Below are 16,208 nucleotides of genomic sequence, written 5' to 3'. Positions count from 1 at the left end.
CCGCCGCCCCCTGACCGGGACCGGCGGCGGTACGGGTCGCGCCCCGCCGCCGGTCCCACCTGACGCAGGACCACCCCACCCCCCGAGAGAGGCAGTCCCCCCATGTCCCTCACCCGCAGAAGGACGGCAGCCGCGCTGCTCGCGCTGCCCCTCGCCTTCACCGCCACCCCCGCCTTCGCGCGGAGCGGCGGCGGCCGGCCGAGGCCCCGGACCCTGCACATCGCGGGCGACTCCACGGCCGCCCGCAAGTACGCCGACGCCGCACCCGAGACCGGCTGGGGCATGGCCCTGCCCTTCTTCCTCGGGCACGGCGTGGAGGTCGCCAACCACGCGGTGAACGGCCGCAGTTCGAGGAGCTTCATCGAGGAGGGCCGGCTCGACGTGCTCCTGGCGGGCGTCGGAGAGGGCGACCTCGTGCTCGTCCAGTTCGGGCACAACGACGCGAAGAGCGCCGACCCGACGCGCTACACGGAGCCCTGGTCGACGTACCAGGACCACCTGCGGCGGTACGTCGACGGGGCGCGGGCCCGGGGTGCGCTGCCCGTGCTCGCCACCCCGGTGGAGCGCAGGAGGTTCGACGCGGGCGGTACGGCCCTGCCCACCCACGGTGAGTACCCGGCGGCCATGCGGGCGCTGGCCGAGGAGGAGGACGTGGCGCTGGCCGACATCCAGGCCGGTTCGCTCGCCCTGTGGCAGGAGCTCGGCGCCGAGCGGACCAAGGCGTACTTCAACTGGACCCCGGCCGAGCAGGACAACACCCACTTCAACCCGCCCGGCGCGATCGCCGTGGCCCGGCTCGTCGCGGCCGGGCTGCTGGAGCACCGCGCGCTCGCCCCGCGCGAAGTGCGCCGGCTCGACGACGAGATCCCCGAGTCCTGGATCACCTGGCCCCAAGCCTGAACCGTGCCTGAACCGTACGAAGGAGAGCCGCACGATGAGAAGTCAGAAATGTCATGGGCGCGTCATGATCACGCTGGTCGGCTGCACCGCCCTCGTCCTCGCCGCCACCGGGACCGCGCAGGCCGGGGGCCACCGCCCCGACCCCGCGCGCCAGACCCTCGCCGCGCAGGACGGCTGGGCCTCCGAGGGCGCCGGAACCACCGGTGGTTCGGCGGCCGACGCCACACACGTCTTCACCGTCACCACCTGGGCCGGGTTCAGGGCCGCCCTCGCCGCCGCCGGGGGCGCCCCGTCGATCATCAAGGTCAAGGGCACCATCGACGCCACCGCCGAGGGGTGCGCGTCCTTCGAGGCACCCGGCTACGACTTCGACCAGTACCTCGCCGACTACGACCCGGCGCTCTGGGGCCTCGACACCCCGCTCACCGGCGAGCAGGAGGAGCTGCGGGCCGCCTCGGCGGACAACCAGAAGCTCGGCATCATGGCGTACGTCCCCGCCGACACGACCATCGTGGGCGTGGGGAAGGGCGCCGGGATCAGGGGTGCCAGCCTCCAGATCAAGGGGGTGCGCAACGTCATCCTGCGCAACCTCACCATCGAGGCGCCCCTCGACTGCTTCCCCGCCTGGGACCCGACCGACGGTGCCACCGGCGCCTGGAACTCCGAGTACGACGCGGTCGTCGTGTACGGCTCCCAGCACGTCTGGGTCGACCACAACACCCTGACCGACGGCCGCTACCCGGACTCCACCCTCCCCTCGTACTTCGGCGAGATCTACCAGCAGCACGACGGCCTCCTGGACATCGTCCGGGGCGCCGACCTCGTCACCGCCTCCTGGAACGTCCTCACCGACCACGACAAGACCCTCATGATCGGCAACAGTGACAGCGCGGGCGCCGACGACCGGGGCAAGCTGCGCGTCACCCTCCACCACAACCACTTCGACGGCGTCGTCGAGCGCGCCCCGCGCGTCCGCTTCGGCAAGGTCGACGCGTACAACAACCACTTCACGGTCACCGAGGGCCAGAAGTACGGCTACTCCTTCGGCATCGGCATCGAGTCCCAGCTCGTCGCCGAGAGGAACTCCTTCTCCCTGCCGCCGTCCGTGCGGGCCGGCACGGTCCTCAAGAAGTGGAAGGAGGCCCCTTGACGGCCTCCGGCAACTACGTCAACGGCACCGCAACCGACCTGATCGCCGTCCACAACGCCCAGTACCCGGCCGAGCAGCTGGCGTCCGGTGCGGGCTGGACCCCCGAGCTCCGCACCAGGGTCGACGACCCGCGCGCACTGCCCGCCCTCGTCACCAGGAAGGCCGGCGCGGGCAAGGTCCGCTGACCGCACGCTCCCCGCCGGGGCGGGCGGGCACCGCACAGGCGACGCCCGCCCCGGCCCTCCCCGTCCCCGCGCCGCACCGGAGGTTCCTCCCGCATGACCGCGTACACCCCCCTCGCCCGCCGCTCCCTCCTCGCGGGCGCCCTCGCCACCGCCGGACTCGCCCTCGCGCCCCGGGCACACGCCGGGGGAGCGGCCCCCTTCGGCCGGTACGGCTCACCGTCCGGGCGGCTCACCGCGCGGACGCTCTACGTCGATCCGCTCGGCCGCGGCGACCACACCACCGTCCAGGCCGCCGTCGACGCGGCCTCCGGCACGGGCCACGTCCTGGTCCTGGCCCCCGCGCTCTACCGCGAGACCGTCACCGTCCCCGAGACCCGCACCGGCCTCACCCTCATCGGGGCGGGCGAGGACCCGCGCGCCACGGTCATCGTGTACGGCAACGCGGCCGGCACCCCCAAGCCCGACGGCTCCGGCACCTACGGCACCAGCGGATCGGCCACCACCACCGTCCGGGCCGCGGACTTCACCGCGCACCGGGTCACCTTCGCCAACGACTGGCTGCGCGCCGACCACCCGGGGACCACCGCCACCCAGGCGGTGGCCATCAAGGTCATGGGCGACCGCTCGGCCTTCCGCCACTGCCGCTTCCTCGGCCACCAGGACACGCTGTACTCCGACACGCTCTCGCTGCCCGTCTTCGCCCGGCACCACTTCTCGCACTGCTACGCCGAGGGTGACGTCGACTTCGTCTTCGGCCGGGGGACCAGCGTCTTCGAGCACTGCCGCTTCCACGCCCTGGACCGGGACGTCGATTTCACCCCCAAGGGCATGTACTTCGCCCCCTCCACGGCCCGCGCCAACCCGCACGGCTTCCTGGCGGTGCGGTGCCGGTTCACCAGCGGCGCGCAGGACGGGGCCTACAAGCTGGCCAGGCCGTGGGTGCCGAGCTCCGACCCCACCGCGCGTCCGTCACTCGTCGTACGCGAGTCGGTCATCGGACCGGGTACGGACGCCACCGCCCCGTACACCGACATGGCGTCCGGCCACCCCTGGCAGGACCAGCGCTTCGCGGAGTACGCCAACACCGGTCCCGGAGCCCGCGTCCCGGTCCCCGGGAACCGCCCCCAGCTCACCCGGGAGGAGGCGCGGCGGCACACGCGCGCCGCCTACCTGGGCGACTGGAACCCTCACCCCTGAGAATCCCCCGGGTCCCGGTCACGGGAGTTGCCGGGTGAAGGCCCCGCCCACGGCGGCCTGTCCGCCCAGGGCGCCGGCGCGGGCCGTGTAGTCGTCGCCCCGGAAGTCCCGGGCGCCCTCGGCGTGGTTGTACTGGCCCGCGAACGTGTGCGTACCGGCGGGGGCGGTCCGCCCCGGCTTCAGCGTCCAGCGGTAGACGAGGAAGCCGCCCTCCTCCCGCACCGATGCCGCGAAGTCCTCCACCGGGAGGGAACGCCAGGCCCCGGTGCTGTTCACCCCGCCCGTCTGCGCGATCCGCAGCTCCACGGTGAGCGCCGGGAGAGGGGCGGCGGTCCGCACCGTGACCCGGCTCTGCGCCCAGTACCGGTTCCTGTCCGAGCTCACCGAACCGCCCGACCGCAGCGGCCCGTCGTCGGCGGGCAGCGCGGCGCCCCGCGCGGGCGCCGTCCAGGACGGCGGAGCGGTTCCCACCAGCCGGTGCGCGCCCTTGCTGTCGTCGCGGGCCGCCGAGGTGACCGCGAGCGTGCCCGCGGCGAGCACCCCGCACACCGCCGCCGTCGCCCCCGCGATCCGCAGCCACGGCACCGGGGTACCGGGGAGACGCGGAACCCGCCCCGCGCGCACCCGGCGTTCGTCCGCCATCCCGCGCTCCAGCCGGGCCCGCATCCGTTCCCTGTCCGGCCGGTGGGCGCGTGCCGCGCCCTGGAGCCTTCGTCGCAGCTCGTCGTCCATCAGTGCCTTCCTTCGCCGCGCCGCGCCGCGGCGGCCACCCGCGCCCGCGCGGCGCCTCCGTGCGGTCCGAGCAGGCGTTGCAGCTCCGCGACACCGCGCGAGGTCTGGCTCTTCACCGTGCCGACCGATATCCCGAGCACGAGCGCGGTGTCCCGCTCGGACAGGTCGAAGGCGTGCCGCAGGACCACACACGCCCGCTTGCGGAACGGCAGTCGGCGCAGGGCCTCCTGGACGTCGACGACCGCCGGTACGTCGGGCCCCTCGGCCGCGAAGCCGTCCGCGCCGCCGCGCGGGGTCCAGAACAGCGCCACCCTGCGCCGCTCCCGCACCGCGCCGCGTATCCGGGTCCTGGCCAGGTTCGCCACGACACCCCGGGCGTACGCCACGGGGTGCTCGGCGGACCGCACCCGGTCCCACCGGTGCCAGAGCGCCAGCAGCGCGTCCGCCGCCAGATCGTCGGCGGCGTCGGCCTCGCCTGTCAGCATGTGGGCGAGCCGGGCCAGTTCGGCGTAGTGGGCCTCGAAGAACTCATGGAACTCGGCGGCAGCGGCATCGCCGACGGCTCTGTCCACGCGTACCTCTCTCTGGAGCGCCCCACGGAGGGCGGGCGGGGCGAGAGCGTACCAGCGCCCCGCGCAAGCGCTTCGACACGAGGGCGGGACCCGGCCCCGGCGGTCCTCGCGTCCGTGCCTCTGCTCACCCGTTTCCCGCGGGCCGCTCCGGGGGTGTTCCGCGGGGGCGCGGCTCAGGCGTCCAGGGTGAGGAGCACCTCGTCGGTCTCCTCCCCGCGCGCCTCGGCGAAACCGCGGTCCCCGCCCGTCACGGTGAAACCGCATTTGCGCAGCACCCGGATGGAGCCGAGGTTGTCGGCGGCGGCCCGCGCGTGCAGCGGACGCTCCGGTACGAGGGCGAGCAGCGCGCGCAGGGCGGCGGTCGCGACACCGTGACCCCAGTGGGCCCGGTCGATCCAGTACGTGACCTGCCGGTCGTCCGGCGGTCCGTACACCCCGGTGTTGCCCACCACGGCCCCGTCGGCGAGCACCGTCCGCATGAGTATGTTCCCGGCCGCCCGGATACGGGCCCAGTGGGCGTCGAAGGCGGCCCGGTCGGTGGGGTCCTTGGCCGTGAAGGCCGCGACCCGGGTCGCTTCCGGGTCGCTCATGTACACGAAGAAGAGGGGCAGGTCCCCGTCGCGCACCTCGCGCAGCGTCACATCCACGGGTCAGAGCCTGCGGGTCGCGAGGGTGAGCCGGTCGCGGGCGTCGAAGAGCGAGTCCTTGACCATCTGCTCGTGTCCCGGGGTGAGCCGGGCCACCGGCACCGAGCAGCTGACCGCGTCCCGCGCCGGGGTCCGGTAGGGGATCGCGATGCCGAAGCAGCGCAGCCCGAGGGTGTTCTCCTCGCGGTCCACCGCGTAACCCTGCTCGCGGATGACGTCCAGCTCCCCGATGAGCTTCTCGCGGTCGGTGATGGTGTGCTCGGTCAGCGCGGGCAGGGTCTGCGGGAGCAGCTTGCGGACCTGCTCGTCGCTGTGGGTGGCCAGCAGCGCCTTGCCGAGCGAGGTGGAGTGGGCGGGCAGCCGGCGGCCGACGCGGGTGAAGGGGCGCAGGTAGTGCTGGGACTGCCGGGTGGCGAGGTAGACGACGTTCGTCCCGTCGAGGCGGGCCAGGTGGATGGTCTCCGTGGTGTCGTCGGAGAGCCGGTCCAGGGTGGGGCGGGCGGCGGCGACGACCTCGTCGCCGTCGATGTAGGACGTGCCGACGAGCAGGGCCCGCACCCCGATCCCGTACCGCGTGCCCGTGGCGTCGGTCTCCACCCAGCCGAGCTCGACCAGGGTCCGCAGCAGCATGTAGAGGCTGGACTTCGGGTAGCCGACGGCCTCCTGCACGGCGGCCAGCGCGTGCATACCGGGGCTCCCCGCGAAGTACTCGAGCAGCTCGACCGTCCGCACCGCGGACTTGACCTGCGCCCCACCAGACTCGGCAACCGACATGCCCTGCGCCCCTTCCGACCCTCACGGCAAAACCCTGCGACTTCTTGCCAACACTGATCGCCCGGAAATAGAGTCCCCGGTAAGTTCACGATCAGGAACGCTGTTCAGAATACCGAACAACTCCTGGTGGTGCGGTAGAGGAGCGGGAAGGAATCACGGTGGCAGCAGCACCAGTCTGGAGCGTCGACCCCCGAACCGGGAACCCGCGCGAGCAGGTTGCGGAGGAGGCTACAGCGGAGGAGGTCGACCGGGTGGTCCGGGCCGCCCACGCCGTACGCGGCTCGCTCGCCGACCGCACGGTGCGCGCCGCGTTCCTGCGTACCGCGGCCGATCTGCTCACGGAGGCCGCCGAGCACGTCATCGAGGCCGCCGACGCCGAGACGGCGCTCGGCCCGGCCCGGCTCACCGGCGAGCTCGCACGCACGGCCGCGCAGCTCAGGGCGTTCGCGGAGGTCGTGGAAGAGGGCGCTTATCTCGACATCCACATCGACCACGAGGACGGCAGCCGGACCCCGCCCTGGCCGGATCTGCGCCGCTACAAGATCCCCCTCGGCGTCGTCGCCGTCTACGCGGCCAGCAACTTCCCGCTCGCCTTCTCCGTACCCGGCGGCGACACGGCCAGCGCGCTCGCCGCGGGCTGCCCCGTCGTCGTCAAGGCGCACCCCGACCACCCGGCCACCTCCGAACTCTGCGCCTCCGTACTGCGCCGGGCCGCCGCTCACCACGGCCTGCCCGAGGACGTGGTGAGCCTGGTGCACGGCTTCGACGCGGGCGTCGCACTGGTCAAGCACCCGCTCGTCTCGGCGGCCGGCTTCACCGGCTCGGTCCGGGGCGGACGCGCCCTGTTCGACGCGGCGGCGGCCCGGCCCACCCCGATCCCCTTCCACGGCGAGCTCGGCTCCCTCAACCCGGTGGTCGTCACCGAAGCCGCCGCCGCCGAGCGCGGCGAGCAGATCGGCGCCGGGCTCGCGGGCTCGATGACCATGGGCGCGGGCCAGTTCTGCACGAAGCCCGGCTTCGTCCTCGTACCGGCGGGCGGCACGGGAGACCAGCTGATCAAGTCCCTGACCGACGTGGTCAGCGACAGCCGGTCCGCCGTCATGCTCGACCAGCGCATGCGGGACGCCTTCGTCGCGGGTGTACGGGAACGGGCCGAACTCGCGGACGTCACGGCGCCCGTCACCCCCGGCGCGGGCGGCGAGCACACCGTCTCCCCGGGCTTCCTGACCGTACCGGCGCGGCGGCTGACCGAGGAGGGCCCGCACGACGCCCTGCTGGAGGAGTGCTTCGGCCCGGTCACCGTCGTCGCGCGCTACGAGAGCGAGGAGGAGATCACCGCGGTCCTCTCCCGCCTCCCCGGCAACCTCACCGCCACGCTCCAGACGGCTGGTGAGGAGACCGACGAGAGCGCCGCACGGCTCCTCGCCGCGCTGACCCCGCTGGCCGGCCGCGTCCTGGTCAACGGCTGGTCGACCGGCGTGGCCGTCGCCCCGGCCCAGCACCACGGCGGCCCCTACCCGGCGACCACCTCCACCTCGACCTCGGTGGGCGCGACGGCGATCGAACGCTGGCTGCGCCCGGTCACCTACCAGACGACCCCGGACGCGCTGCTGCCGCCGGAACTGCGCGAGTCCAACCCGCTGGGCCTGCCCCGCAGGGTGGACGGCCACCGCGAGTAGGTCCCGTGCTCACCCGAACCGAGTAGCGGCCGCCACCCTCCGGCTCCGGCCGGAGGGTGGCGGCCGCTGTAGCCGGCCGGACTGACGGACCGCGAACTGCTCGGGACGGCGGGCAGCGACCTGGCGCTCCCCATCTCCATCCCGGTCCGGGTGCACGTGGTGATCTTCGCGGCTCTCTCCGGGGCCGGAGCCCGGTACGGCTCCGGCCGTCCGTGTGACCAGGCGCCGTCCCAGGGGTGAGGCGGCGAAATCCCGTGTGCCGGACCGAGCCCGGGGCCGTATGCCGGCAACCGCGACACGGGCCCGTACGTCCCTCCCTTCATGATCAGAACCGCGATCCCGGACGACCTCCCAGCCGTCGTCCAGCTGCACACCGAGGCCCGAGTGTCCTGGAGATGTACCCGCTCGTGCAGTCCGGACAGTGCGACCGAAGCATCACCGCGATGCACAGCCGCATTCGCCCGTACTTGAAGAACCGCCCAGCGCGGGATCCGTATGAACGCGCACGGCTGGTGACGCCCCCGCACTCGCTCCCCGCCTAAGGACTGTCCCGCAACCGCGCTCACCACGGTGGGCCATGACGTGGCGGCCTGCGAGGCGGACGGTTCCCGCGAGGTTCCGCAGCCCGGAACCTCCGTCTTCGCGATCCGCCCGCCAGGCGTGGGCATAAGCCGTCCTTGGGTGCGCCCCGCAACTCTCGGTGATTGACTACGAGTTGAGGGGCGCCCAGGCTGGACGTATGCAGACGACCACGCTCAGCCAGGCCGCCGCCGCCGAGTTCGCGCCGCGGACCACCTACCTCAACACCTCCACCTGCGGGCTGCTGCCCCGCCGTACCGTGCAGGCCGTCAAGGCACTCGTCGACGAGAACGCCGCGGGTGTGCGGGTCGGGGCCGGCGACTTCGACGTGGTGGACGCGGCGCGGGCCGGTTTCGCCCGGCTCGCCGGGGTGGGCCCCGACCGGGTCGCCGCCGGCGGGTCCGTCAGCGTCCATGTCGGGCTGGTCGCGGCCTCGCTGAAACCCGGGACCGAGGTCCTGGCACCCGAGGGCGAGTTCAGCTCCGTGGTCAGCCCGTTCGCGCTCCGCGGCGATCTGCGGATGCGGTACGTCCCGCTGGAGAAGCTGGCCGACGCGGTGGGGCCGCGGACCGGGCTCGTCGCCTTCTCCGCCGTGCAGTCCGCCGACGGCCGCGTCGCCGACCTCGACGCCATCACGTCGGCGGCCGCCGCGCACGGTGCCCGGACACTGCTCGACGCCTCCCAGTCGGCCGGCTGGTTCCCGCTGGACGCCGGGGCCTACGACTACACGGTCACCGGCGGTTTCAAGTTCCTGCTCTGCCCGCGAGGGGCGTCCTTCCTCACGGTGACCGAGGAGGCGCAGGCCACCCTGCCGCCGCTCTTCGTCGGCTGGGTGGCCGGGGAGGACCCCTGGAGCAGCACGTACGGTCCGGTCGAACGGCTGGCCTCCACCGCCCGCGCCCTCGACGAACCGCCCGCGTTCCTCGCGTACCACGGGGCCGAGCGCTCCCTCGCCCTGCTGGCGGAGATCGGTATCGACGCCCTGTACGCCCATGCCACCGGGCTCGCCGCCCGCTTCCGCGAGGGCCTGGCGGAGCTCGGTCACGAGCCGGTCCCCGGCACCTCGGCGATCGTCGCCGTACCCGGGCTCGGTGGCCGCACACCGGCGCTGGCGGAGGCCGGGATCATGGTCTCGGACCGGGCCGGGAATCTGCGCGCCGCCTTCCACCTCTACAACTCCGATGCCGACGTGGACCGGGCGCTGGACGCCCTGGACGCTCTGGGCGGCTGAGCGGCAGGAGCGCGCCCGCTAGAGGGTGCCGGGGCAGCCGGCCGTCTCCTGGCAGAGGTTCCCCTCCACCTTGCCCAGGAGGCGGGCCAGCTCCGCGCGCTCGGCGGGGTCCAGGCCCGCGAGGGTGTGCTCCTCCAGGCTCGCCCACGCGGACCGGACGTCCGTGAGCAGCGAGCAGCTGCCGTCCGTGGCCTCGACCAGGACGGCCCTGCGGTCGTCCGGGTCCGGTCGGCGGCGGACGTACCCGGTCTGCTCCAGGCGCTGGAGCATCTTCGTCACCGTCGAGGGGTCGAGGTCCATGGCCTTGATCAGGTCCGCCTGGCGTACGGCCCCGGAGTCCCACAGGTGCATCATCAGATGCTCCTGGCCCGGGTAGAGGCCCAGGTCCTTGAGCAGTCTGCCCGCCGCGATCCGGTGCAGCCGTGCGACCCGGGAGAGGGCGTGGCTGACCGGGCCGCCGCGCGCGGCCCCGGGCGTCAGGAGCTCGGTACACGCGGGCTCTGCGGCGGCTGCGGAATCGATGTCCATCGGGAACTCCTCAGGGGTGGCGCTCGGCGGGTGCGGGGGCGGACCGCGTCGTTCGCGCCGTTCCGTGCCCCCTGCGGAAACTTTACCTTGGCCGGCCAAGTAATGGGCTAGAGTGGCGGCGGAGCGCTTACTTGGCCGACCCAATATTGGTCGACCACATATTTCTGGGAGTCTTTCGTGACCACTGTCTTCGACCCCGTCGACCTCGCGGGCACGCCGCTCGCGAACCGGATCGCCATGGCGCCCATGACCCGCAGCAGGGCGGGCGAGGGCGGTACGGCCACGGAGCTGACCGTCGAGTACTACACGCAGCGCGCCTCGGCCGGCCTCATCATCACCGAGGGCATCCAGCCCTCACCCGTGGGCCAGGGCTACCCCTCGACCCCCGGTCTGCACAGCCCCGCGCAGATAGCGTCCTGGCGCCGGGTCACCGACTCCGTGCACGCGGCCGGCGGCCGGATCTTCGCCCAGCTCATGCACGCGGGCCGGATCGGCCACCCGGTGCTGCTGCCGGACGGACTGGTGCCGGTGGGGCCCTCCCCGGTCACCGCACCCGGGCAGGTCTACACCCAGGAGGGCCCGAAGGACTTCGTGGAGCCCTACGAGCTGACCGACGCCGAGGTGCGCGCCACGATCGCCGACTTCGCCGCCGCCGCCCGGGGCGCGGTCGAGGCCGGTTTCGACGGCGTCGAACTGCACGGCGCCAACGGCTATCTGATCCACCAGTTCCTCGCGCCCAACACCAACCTCCGCCAGGACGCCTGGGGCGGTTCCGACGAGGCCCGCGCCCGCTTCGCCGTCGAGGTGGTCAAGGCCGTCGCCGCGGAGATCGGCCCGGAGCGGACCGCGCTGCGCATCTCGCCCTCCCACCCGTACAACGGGATCGAGGAGCCGGCGCCGGAAGCCGTCTACACCGCGCTCGTCCGCGAGATCGAGCCGCTCGGGCTCGCCTACCTGCACCTGCTGGAAGGCGTCGAGATCCGCGAACTGACGCTCGCGCTGCGCAAGCAGTTCAGCGGCGCCCTCGTCCTCAACGTGCGGACCGACGGCCCCACCGGCCCCGGGGACCACACGGTGATCGACGACGGAATCGCCGACCTCGTCTCCTACGGCGCCCTCTTCCTCGCCAACCCGGACCTGCCGGCCCGGCTCAAGGCCGGCGGCCCCTTCAACACCCCCGACCCCGCCACCTACTTCGGCGGCGACGCGAAGGGCTACACGGACTACGCGCCGCTCGACGCGTAGTGCCTATAGCCCTCATGGCGCCCGTTCCTACGCCGACTCGCGCCGCACCAGTGCGCGGCTGCGGCCTCGTCTCCCGTCCGGCTGTAGTCACCTCCCGCCCGGCTGTAGTCGCCGGGCACGATCAGCGCGTCGTCGGCAGCGGCTGGGACCCGGCCGACCCGTCGTCCGGCAACGCGTGGGAGAACCAGGCGGTGTTCGACTACGACGGGAGGCTCCTCCCGGCGGCGCGCTGGTTCTCCCACCGGTAGCGCACTCAGCCGAGCGGCGCGCCGTGCCACTTCCACGAGGTGACACGGTCACGGCCCGGCAGCGCGGCCCGGCCGGTGGACCAGAGCAGTACGGTCCACCGGTCCGCGTCGGCCGGGGCGTCGGGGAAGAGCCGGGCCAGCACCCGGTCGCAGAGGTCGCGCGGCGGGGCCCAGGGGAGTGAGAGGCCCGCGGCGACGTCATGGGTGTGCACGAGGGTCTCCACGACACCCATCGCGGCGAAGCCCTCCGGGTCCGACACTCCGTACGAGTGGTAGGAGCGGACGGCGGGGGAGGCGGTCCGTACCATCGCGGCCAGCAGGGCGCCGCTCGCTTCGAGCGTCTGGAGCAGTCCGGCGGTTCCCGCCTCCGGGTCCGCGAATACCGCGTTCCAGGGCCCGCCCTCGCGCTCCGGGGCCCAGCGGTAGGGGACCTCGCCCGTCAACGGCCGCTTGCGCGGGCCGAGTTGCACGGCGTACGCGAAGAGGTCGTCGCTCAGGTGCTCCACGGTCTCCCAGCAGTCCCAGTCCAGGGAACCCGCCGGGACGCGCCAGTCACCGGCAGGCGACGCCGCGAGCGTGTCCACCGCGAGCCGCACCGCAGAGGTCACATCGTCCGCGGTGACCGGCAGCCGGGTCCCGGACAGCCGGGCGCGTTCGGCGGCCCCGCACTCCACACAGAACTCGTTGCCCTCCGGGTCGGCCAGGGTCGCCCAGCCGCGCCCGTTCGGCTTGCGGTGGTCGCCCACCATCGTGGCGCCGAGCGCCAGGAGCCGCTCCACCTCCTCGTCCCGGGATCGGTCGTCGGGCTGGATGTCCAGGTGGAGGCGGTTCTTGCCGCTCTTCGGCTCGGGCACGGTGATGAACAGCAGGGCGGCGCCCGGCGCTTCGACCAGGGCCTCGGGGTCACCGGGCGCGTCCTCGTCGGAGACCCGCGTACCCAGCACCCCGGCCCAGAAGCCCGCCAGCTCATAGGCGTCGGCGCAGTCGATCGTGATGTGGCGCACATGAGAAGTCATGGACGCCACCTTCGCCTCCCGGGGTGTTCCCGGTCCAGCCGGTTGAGGGCGGTGCCCCCTGGGACACCACCCTCAACCGCACCCGTCACCGCACGGGAGTGAAGTCCCGCGCCCCGATGAACTCCGGACGGCGGACCGGGGCCGCGAAGGGCTCCTGCGCCGCGTTCTCCACGCTGTTGAAGACGATGAAGACGTTGCTGCGCGGGTACGGGGTGATGTTGTCCCCCGAGCCGTGCATGCAGTTGCAGTCGAACCAGGTCGCCGAACCGGCCGGGCCCGTGAAGAGCTTGATGCCGTGCAGGTCGGCCATCCTCGTCAGCGCCCCGTCCGACGGGATGCCGGCGTCCTGCATCTGCAGGGACTTCTTGTAGTTGTCCCGCGGGGTCTCCCCGCGCAGCCGAGGAACGTCTTGTGCGAACCGGGCATGATCATCAGCCCGCCGTTGGTGTCGTGGTTCTCGGTCAGCGCGATCGAGACGGACACGGTCCGCATGTTCGGCAGACCGTCCTCGGCGTGCCAGGTCTCGAAGTCCGAGTGCCAGTAGAAGCCCGAGGCCCCGAACCCCGGCTTCACGTTGATGCGCGACTGGTGGACGTACACGTCCGAGCCGAGGATCTGGCGGGCCCGGCCCACCACCCGCTCGTCGGCGACCAGCCGGGCGAAGACCTCGCTGATCCGGTGGACCTCGAAGACGGAACGCACCTTCTGCGACCGCGGCTCGACGATGGAGCGCTCGTCGGCCCGCACCGCCGGATCGCTGATCAGCCGGTTCAGCTCGGCGTGGTAGACGGCGACCTCGTCCGGTGTGATCAGCTGGTCGACGGTGAGGAATCCGTCCCGTTCGAACCCCTGGAGGTCCTTTACGGCGACCGGTCCTGGTGCGCCGGGCGCGGACCAGATGACCGGGTCCTGGCGGGGAGTGGTCATCTCGGCGGCGCCGCGCGACGGGTACAGGTCTGCGCGTACGTGTGTGGTCATGGTTCAGCCCTCCTCGGTCAGCAGCGGATAGACACCGTTCTCGTCGTGGTCCTCCCGTCCGGTGACGGGAGGGTTGAAGACGCAGACGCAGCGGAAGTCGGTCTTGGGCCGCAGCGTGTGGTGCTCGTGGCCGTCCAGCAGGTACATCGTGCCGGGGGAGATCCAGTGCTTCTCGCCGGTCTCGTCGTTGGTGAGCTCGGCCTCGCCCTCGGTGCACAGCACGGCCTCGATGTGATTCGCGTACCACATGGACGTCTCCGTGCCGGCGTACAGCACGGTCTCGTGGAGCGAGAAGCCCACCTTCTCCTTGGCGAGCACGATGCGCTTGCTCTCCCAGGTGCCTGAGGCGGCCTTCACATGCCGGTCGGTGTTCTCGATGTCGCTGAACGATCGGACGATCACGGTGGGTTGGTGCCTTTCTCTCTGCGGTGGTGCTTCTTCGCGCCCGCCCGGGTCTCCCCGGGGTCAGGCGGTCTCTCGGACGCAGCGGGCCAGCGTGCGCAGGCCCTCGTCCAGTTCGTCGGGGGTGATGGTCAGGGGCGGCAGCAGCTTCACGACCTCGCTGCGCGGGCCCGAGGTCTCCAGGAGCAGACCCAGTTCGAACGCGCGGGCGCAGACGGCGGAGGCGCGCGCGGGGTCGGGGAACTCCAGGCCCCAGACCAGTCCGCGGCCACGGAAGTGGCCGCCGGACGCCGGGTTCTCGTCGCAGATGGCCAGCAGGCCCTGCTCGACCTGTTCGCCGCGGGCCACGGTCTGCTTCTCCATCTGCCCGTCCGCCCAGTAGGCGTCGAGCGCGGCGGCGGCGGTGACGAAGGCCGGGTTGTTGCCCCGGAAGGTGCCGTTGTGCTCGCCCGGCTCCCAGATGTCCAGCTCCGGCTTGAACAGGCAGAGGGCCATCGGCATCCCGTAGCCGCTGATCGACTTGGAGAGCGTCACGATGTCCGGGGTGATCCCGGCCTCCTCGAAGGAGAAGAAGGCGCCGGTCCGGCCGCAGCCCATCTGGATGTCGTCGACGATGAGCAGCATGTCCTGGCGGTGGCACAGGGACTGGAGCGCGCGCAGCCACTCGGCGCGGGCGACGTTGATGCCGCCCTCGCCCTGGACGGTCTCCACGATCACTGCGGCGGGCTTGTTGAGCCCGGAGCCCTGGTCCTCAAGCAGCCGCTCGAACCAGAGGAAGTCCGGGACCTGGCCGTCGAAGTAGTTGTCGAACGGCATCGGCGTGCCGTGCACCAGCGGGATGCCGGCGCCGGCCCGCTTGAAGGCGTTGCCGGTGACGGCGAGCGAGCCGAGCGACATGCCGTGGAAGGCGTTGGTGAAGGAGACGACGGACTCGCGCCCCTTGACCTTGCGGGCCAGCTTCAGCGCCGACTCGACGGCGTTGGTGCCGGTCGGGCCGGGGAACATGACCTTGTACGGCAGGTCGCGCGGGCGCAGGATCACGTTCTGGAAGGTCTCCAGGAAGGCGCGCTTGGCCGTGGTGGCCATGTCCAGGCCGTGCGTGATGCCGTCGCGCTCGATGTAGTCGATCAGCGCGCGTTTCAGCACCGGGTTGTTGTGGCCGTAGTTGAGTGAGCCGGCACCTGCGAAGAAGTCGAGGTACGAGTGGCCGTCCTCGTCCGTCAGCCGGGCGCCCTGCGCGCGGTCGAAGACGGCGGGCCAGCCACGGCAGTAGCTCCGTACCTCGGACTCGAGGGTCTCGAAGACACTGAGGGCGGGCGGGGTGATGGTCACAGCGGATCTCCTGCGGGTGAGGGGGGTGGGGTGCTCAGGCGTGGAACGGGCCGATGCGGTAGAGCACTTCCGGCAGGTGCGCCTCCTCGGGGAACAACCCGCTGTCGAAGAGCACCTCGCGCTCCAGGGCCACGTCGTGCCGGAGCGCGTACGAGGTGAACAGCCGGTCGGACGCGGTGTTGTCCGGGGTGACGGTGGTCTCCACGCCGACCAGTCCCTGGTCGGCGGTGACCCGCGTGGTCAGCGCGTCCAGCAGGGTGGCGGCGAGCCCCTTCCCGCGGTGCGCCTGGTCGACGGCCACCTGCCAGACGACGAGCGTCTGCGGGCGGTCGGGGCGTAGGTAGCCCGTCACGAAGGCGATCACGTCGCCGTTCTCGTCGCGGGCGACCACGGAGGTCGACGCGAAGTCACGGCACCACAGCAGGTAGCTGTACGAGGAGTTGAGGTCCAGGACCTCGGAGTCGCGGGCGATGCGCCAGATCGCGGCTCCGTCCTCCACTCGTGGGGTGTCGATGCTGAGGAATTCGCTTCGGGTAGTTGCACAATCTGCTGGTGCGGCGGTCATGGGAATCGAATTTACCCAGCAAAAAACTAAATTGCATCGAGGGAAGGGGTTGGGTGAACGGAATCCTTGTGTTATCGCGCGGGCGCGTGCCCCATGCGACAGACAGGGGAATCGTCACTGTTTGTCCTGTATTTATCCGGCATAACGCCGGGAATGTGGAGTCGGTCACAGGCTATTGACCCACCGGGGATGTGCCCGAAACGCGTAGATGGATCTTGTGGAAGCTCTCACGTTTAGGGTCAGGTGCG

At 72.2% G+C, this 16,208-nt stretch carries 15 protein-coding genes and 2 pseudogenes; 7 read left to right on the top strand and 10 right to left on the bottom strand.

Annotation, left to right across the window (positions count from 1 at the left end; translation table 11 throughout):
- Nucleotides 1–102: 102 nt before the first annotated feature.
- The 3 genes and pseudogenes from Sfulv_RS05710 to Sfulv_RS05700 all read left to right on the top strand — a co-directional run bounded on the left by Sfulv_RS05710 (nt 103) and on the right by Sfulv_RS05700 (nt 3,432).
- Nucleotides 103–900 (top strand): rhamnogalacturonan acetylesterase, encoded by a 798-nt coding sequence (locus Sfulv_RS05710; RefSeq protein ID WP_173312262.1) that lies wholly within the window; start codon nt 103–105, stop codon nt 898–900.
- Between the two features lie 34 nt (nt 901–934).
- A pseudogene (locus Sfulv_RS05705) lies at nt 935–2,235 on the top strand (pectate lyase family protein).
- 93 nt (nt 2,236–2,328) lie between these two features.
- On the top strand, nt 2,329–3,432 hold the full coding sequence (locus Sfulv_RS05700) for a pectinesterase family protein (RefSeq protein ID WP_173312259.1): 1,104 nt from the start codon (nt 2,329–2,331) through the stop codon (nt 3,430–3,432).
- A gap of 18 nt (nt 3,433–3,450) precedes the next feature.
- Here the strand turns inward: Sfulv_RS05700 and Sfulv_RS05695 are convergent, their stop codons facing one another.
- From Sfulv_RS05695 to Sfulv_RS05680, 4 genes are all read right to left on the bottom strand, one after another.
- Complete coding sequence (locus Sfulv_RS05695) at nt 3,451–4,164, bottom strand: hypothetical protein (RefSeq protein WP_173312256.1); 714 nt, start codon at nt 4,162–4,164, stop codon at nt 3,451–3,453.
- Entirely contained in the window at nt 4,164–4,736 is a 573-nt protein-coding gene (locus Sfulv_RS05690) for a SigE family RNA polymerase sigma factor (RefSeq protein ID WP_173312253.1), read from the bottom strand. The genes Sfulv_RS05695 and Sfulv_RS05690 overlap by 1 nt, the downstream gene beginning before the upstream one ends.
- A gap of 173 nt (nt 4,737–4,909) precedes the next feature.
- Nucleotides 4,910–5,383 (bottom strand): GNAT family N-acetyltransferase, encoded by a 474-nt coding sequence (locus Sfulv_RS05685; protein WP_173312250.1) that lies wholly within the window; start codon nt 5,381–5,383, stop codon nt 4,910–4,912.
- Nucleotides 5,384–5,386: 3 nt separating this feature from the next.
- Nucleotides 5,387–6,157: an IclR family transcriptional regulator gene (locus Sfulv_RS05680; protein WP_173312247.1), complete on the bottom strand. Its 771-nt coding sequence runs from the start codon at nt 6,155–6,157 to the stop codon at nt 5,387–5,389.
- Between the two features lie 158 nt (nt 6,158–6,315).
- Here Sfulv_RS05680 and Sfulv_RS05675 point away from each other — a divergent pair, with 158 nt between their 5' ends.
- A complete protein-coding gene (locus Sfulv_RS05675) occupies nt 6,316–7,836 on the top strand; it encodes an aldehyde dehydrogenase (NADP(+)) (RefSeq protein WP_173312244.1) in 1,521 nt (506 codons plus the stop codon).
- 739 nt (nt 7,837–8,575) lie between these two features.
- Nucleotides 8,576–9,646, top strand: coding sequence for an aminotransferase class V-fold PLP-dependent enzyme (locus Sfulv_RS05670; protein WP_173312241.1), 1,071 nt, complete (start codon nt 8,576–8,578; stop codon nt 9,644–9,646).
- 18 nt (nt 9,647–9,664) lie between these two features.
- Here Sfulv_RS05670 and Sfulv_RS05665 read toward each other — a convergent pair whose 3' ends face one another.
- Nucleotides 9,665–10,174, bottom strand: a complete 510-nt coding sequence (locus Sfulv_RS05665) for a MarR family winged helix-turn-helix transcriptional regulator (RefSeq protein ID WP_173312238.1) — start codon at nt 10,172–10,174, stop codon at nt 9,665–9,667.
- 177 nt (nt 10,175–10,351) lie between these two features.
- Here Sfulv_RS05665 and Sfulv_RS05660 point away from each other — a divergent pair, with 177 nt between their 5' ends.
- Complete coding sequence (locus tag Sfulv_RS05660) at nt 10,352–11,419, top strand: alkene reductase (protein WP_173312235.1); 1,068 nt, start codon at nt 10,352–10,354, stop codon at nt 11,417–11,419.
- 14 nt (nt 11,420–11,433) lie between these two features.
- Nucleotides 11,434–11,667 carry a hypothetical protein gene (locus Sfulv_RS05655; RefSeq protein WP_173310079.1) on the top strand — a complete coding sequence of 78 codons (234 nt, stop codon included), beginning with the start codon at nt 11,434–11,436 and terminating at the stop codon, nt 11,665–11,667.
- Between the two features lie 5 nt (nt 11,668–11,672).
- Here Sfulv_RS05655 and Sfulv_RS05650 read toward each other — a convergent pair whose 3' ends face one another.
- The 5 genes and pseudogenes from Sfulv_RS05650 to ectA all read right to left on the bottom strand — a co-directional run bounded on the left by Sfulv_RS05650 (nt 11,673) and on the right by ectA (nt 15,894).
- Entirely contained in the window at nt 11,673–12,683 is a 1,011-nt protein-coding gene (locus tag Sfulv_RS05650) for a VOC family protein (protein ID WP_173312232.1), read from the bottom strand.
- An 85-nt stretch (nt 12,684–12,768) separates the two neighbouring features.
- A pseudogene (thpD, locus tag Sfulv_RS05645) lies at nt 12,769–13,661 on the bottom strand (ectoine hydroxylase).
- A 3-nt stretch (nt 13,662–13,664) separates the two neighbouring features.
- Nucleotides 13,665–14,063: an ectoine synthase gene (locus tag Sfulv_RS05640; RefSeq protein WP_136328578.1), complete on the bottom strand. Its 399-nt coding sequence runs from the start codon at nt 14,061–14,063 to the stop codon at nt 13,665–13,667.
- Between the two features lie 63 nt (nt 14,064–14,126).
- Nucleotides 14,127–15,395, bottom strand: a complete 1,269-nt coding sequence (gene ectB, locus Sfulv_RS05635) for a diaminobutyrate--2-oxoglutarate transaminase (protein ID WP_173312229.1) — start codon at nt 15,393–15,395, stop codon at nt 14,127–14,129.
- Nucleotides 15,396–15,429: 34 nt separating this feature from the next.
- Nucleotides 15,430–15,894 carry a diaminobutyrate acetyltransferase gene (gene ectA, locus Sfulv_RS05630; RefSeq protein WP_371874633.1) on the bottom strand — a complete coding sequence of 155 codons (465 nt, stop codon included), beginning with the start codon at nt 15,892–15,894 and terminating at the stop codon, nt 15,430–15,432.
- Nucleotides 15,895–16,208 lie beyond the last annotated feature (314 nt).

This window comes from Streptomyces fulvorobeus (assembly GCF_013167895.1).
GTDB classification, from domain to species: Bacteria; Actinomycetota; Actinomycetes; order Streptomycetales; family Streptomycetaceae; genus Streptomyces; species Streptomyces fulvorobeus.
This window is presented reverse-complemented; position numbering and strand designations above follow the sequence as displayed.

Bases quoted from the DNA above. Each gene is read 5' to 3' on its own strand.
- Sfulv_RS05710 (WP_173312262.1), top strand. From the start codon at position 103: ATGTCCCTCACCCGCAGAAGGACGGCAGCCGCGCTGCTCGCGCTGCCC.
- Sfulv_RS05700 (WP_173312259.1), top strand. From the start codon at position 2,329: ATGACCGCGTACACCCCCCTCGCCCGCCGCTCCCTCCTCGCGGGCGCC.
- Sfulv_RS05695 (WP_173312256.1), bottom strand. From the start codon at position 4,164: ATGGACGACGAGCTGCGACGAAGGCTCCAGGGCGCGGCACGCGCCCAC.
- Sfulv_RS05680 (WP_173312247.1), bottom strand. From the start codon at position 6,157: ATGTCGGTTGCCGAGTCTGGTGGGGCGCAGGTCAAGTCCGCGGTGCGG.
- Sfulv_RS05670 (WP_173312241.1), top strand. From the start codon at position 8,576: ATGCAGACGACCACGCTCAGCCAGGCCGCCGCCGCCGAGTTCGCGCCG.
- Sfulv_RS05665 (WP_173312238.1), bottom strand. From the start codon at position 10,174: ATGGACATCGATTCCGCAGCCGCCGCAGAGCCCGCGTGTACCGAGCTC.
- Sfulv_RS05655 (WP_173310079.1), top strand. From the start codon at position 11,434: ATGGCGCCCGTTCCTACGCCGACTCGCGCCGCACCAGTGCGCGGCTGC.
- Sfulv_RS05650 (WP_173312232.1), bottom strand. From the start codon at position 12,683: ATGACTTCTCATGTGCGCCACATCACGATCGACTGCGCCGACGCCTAT.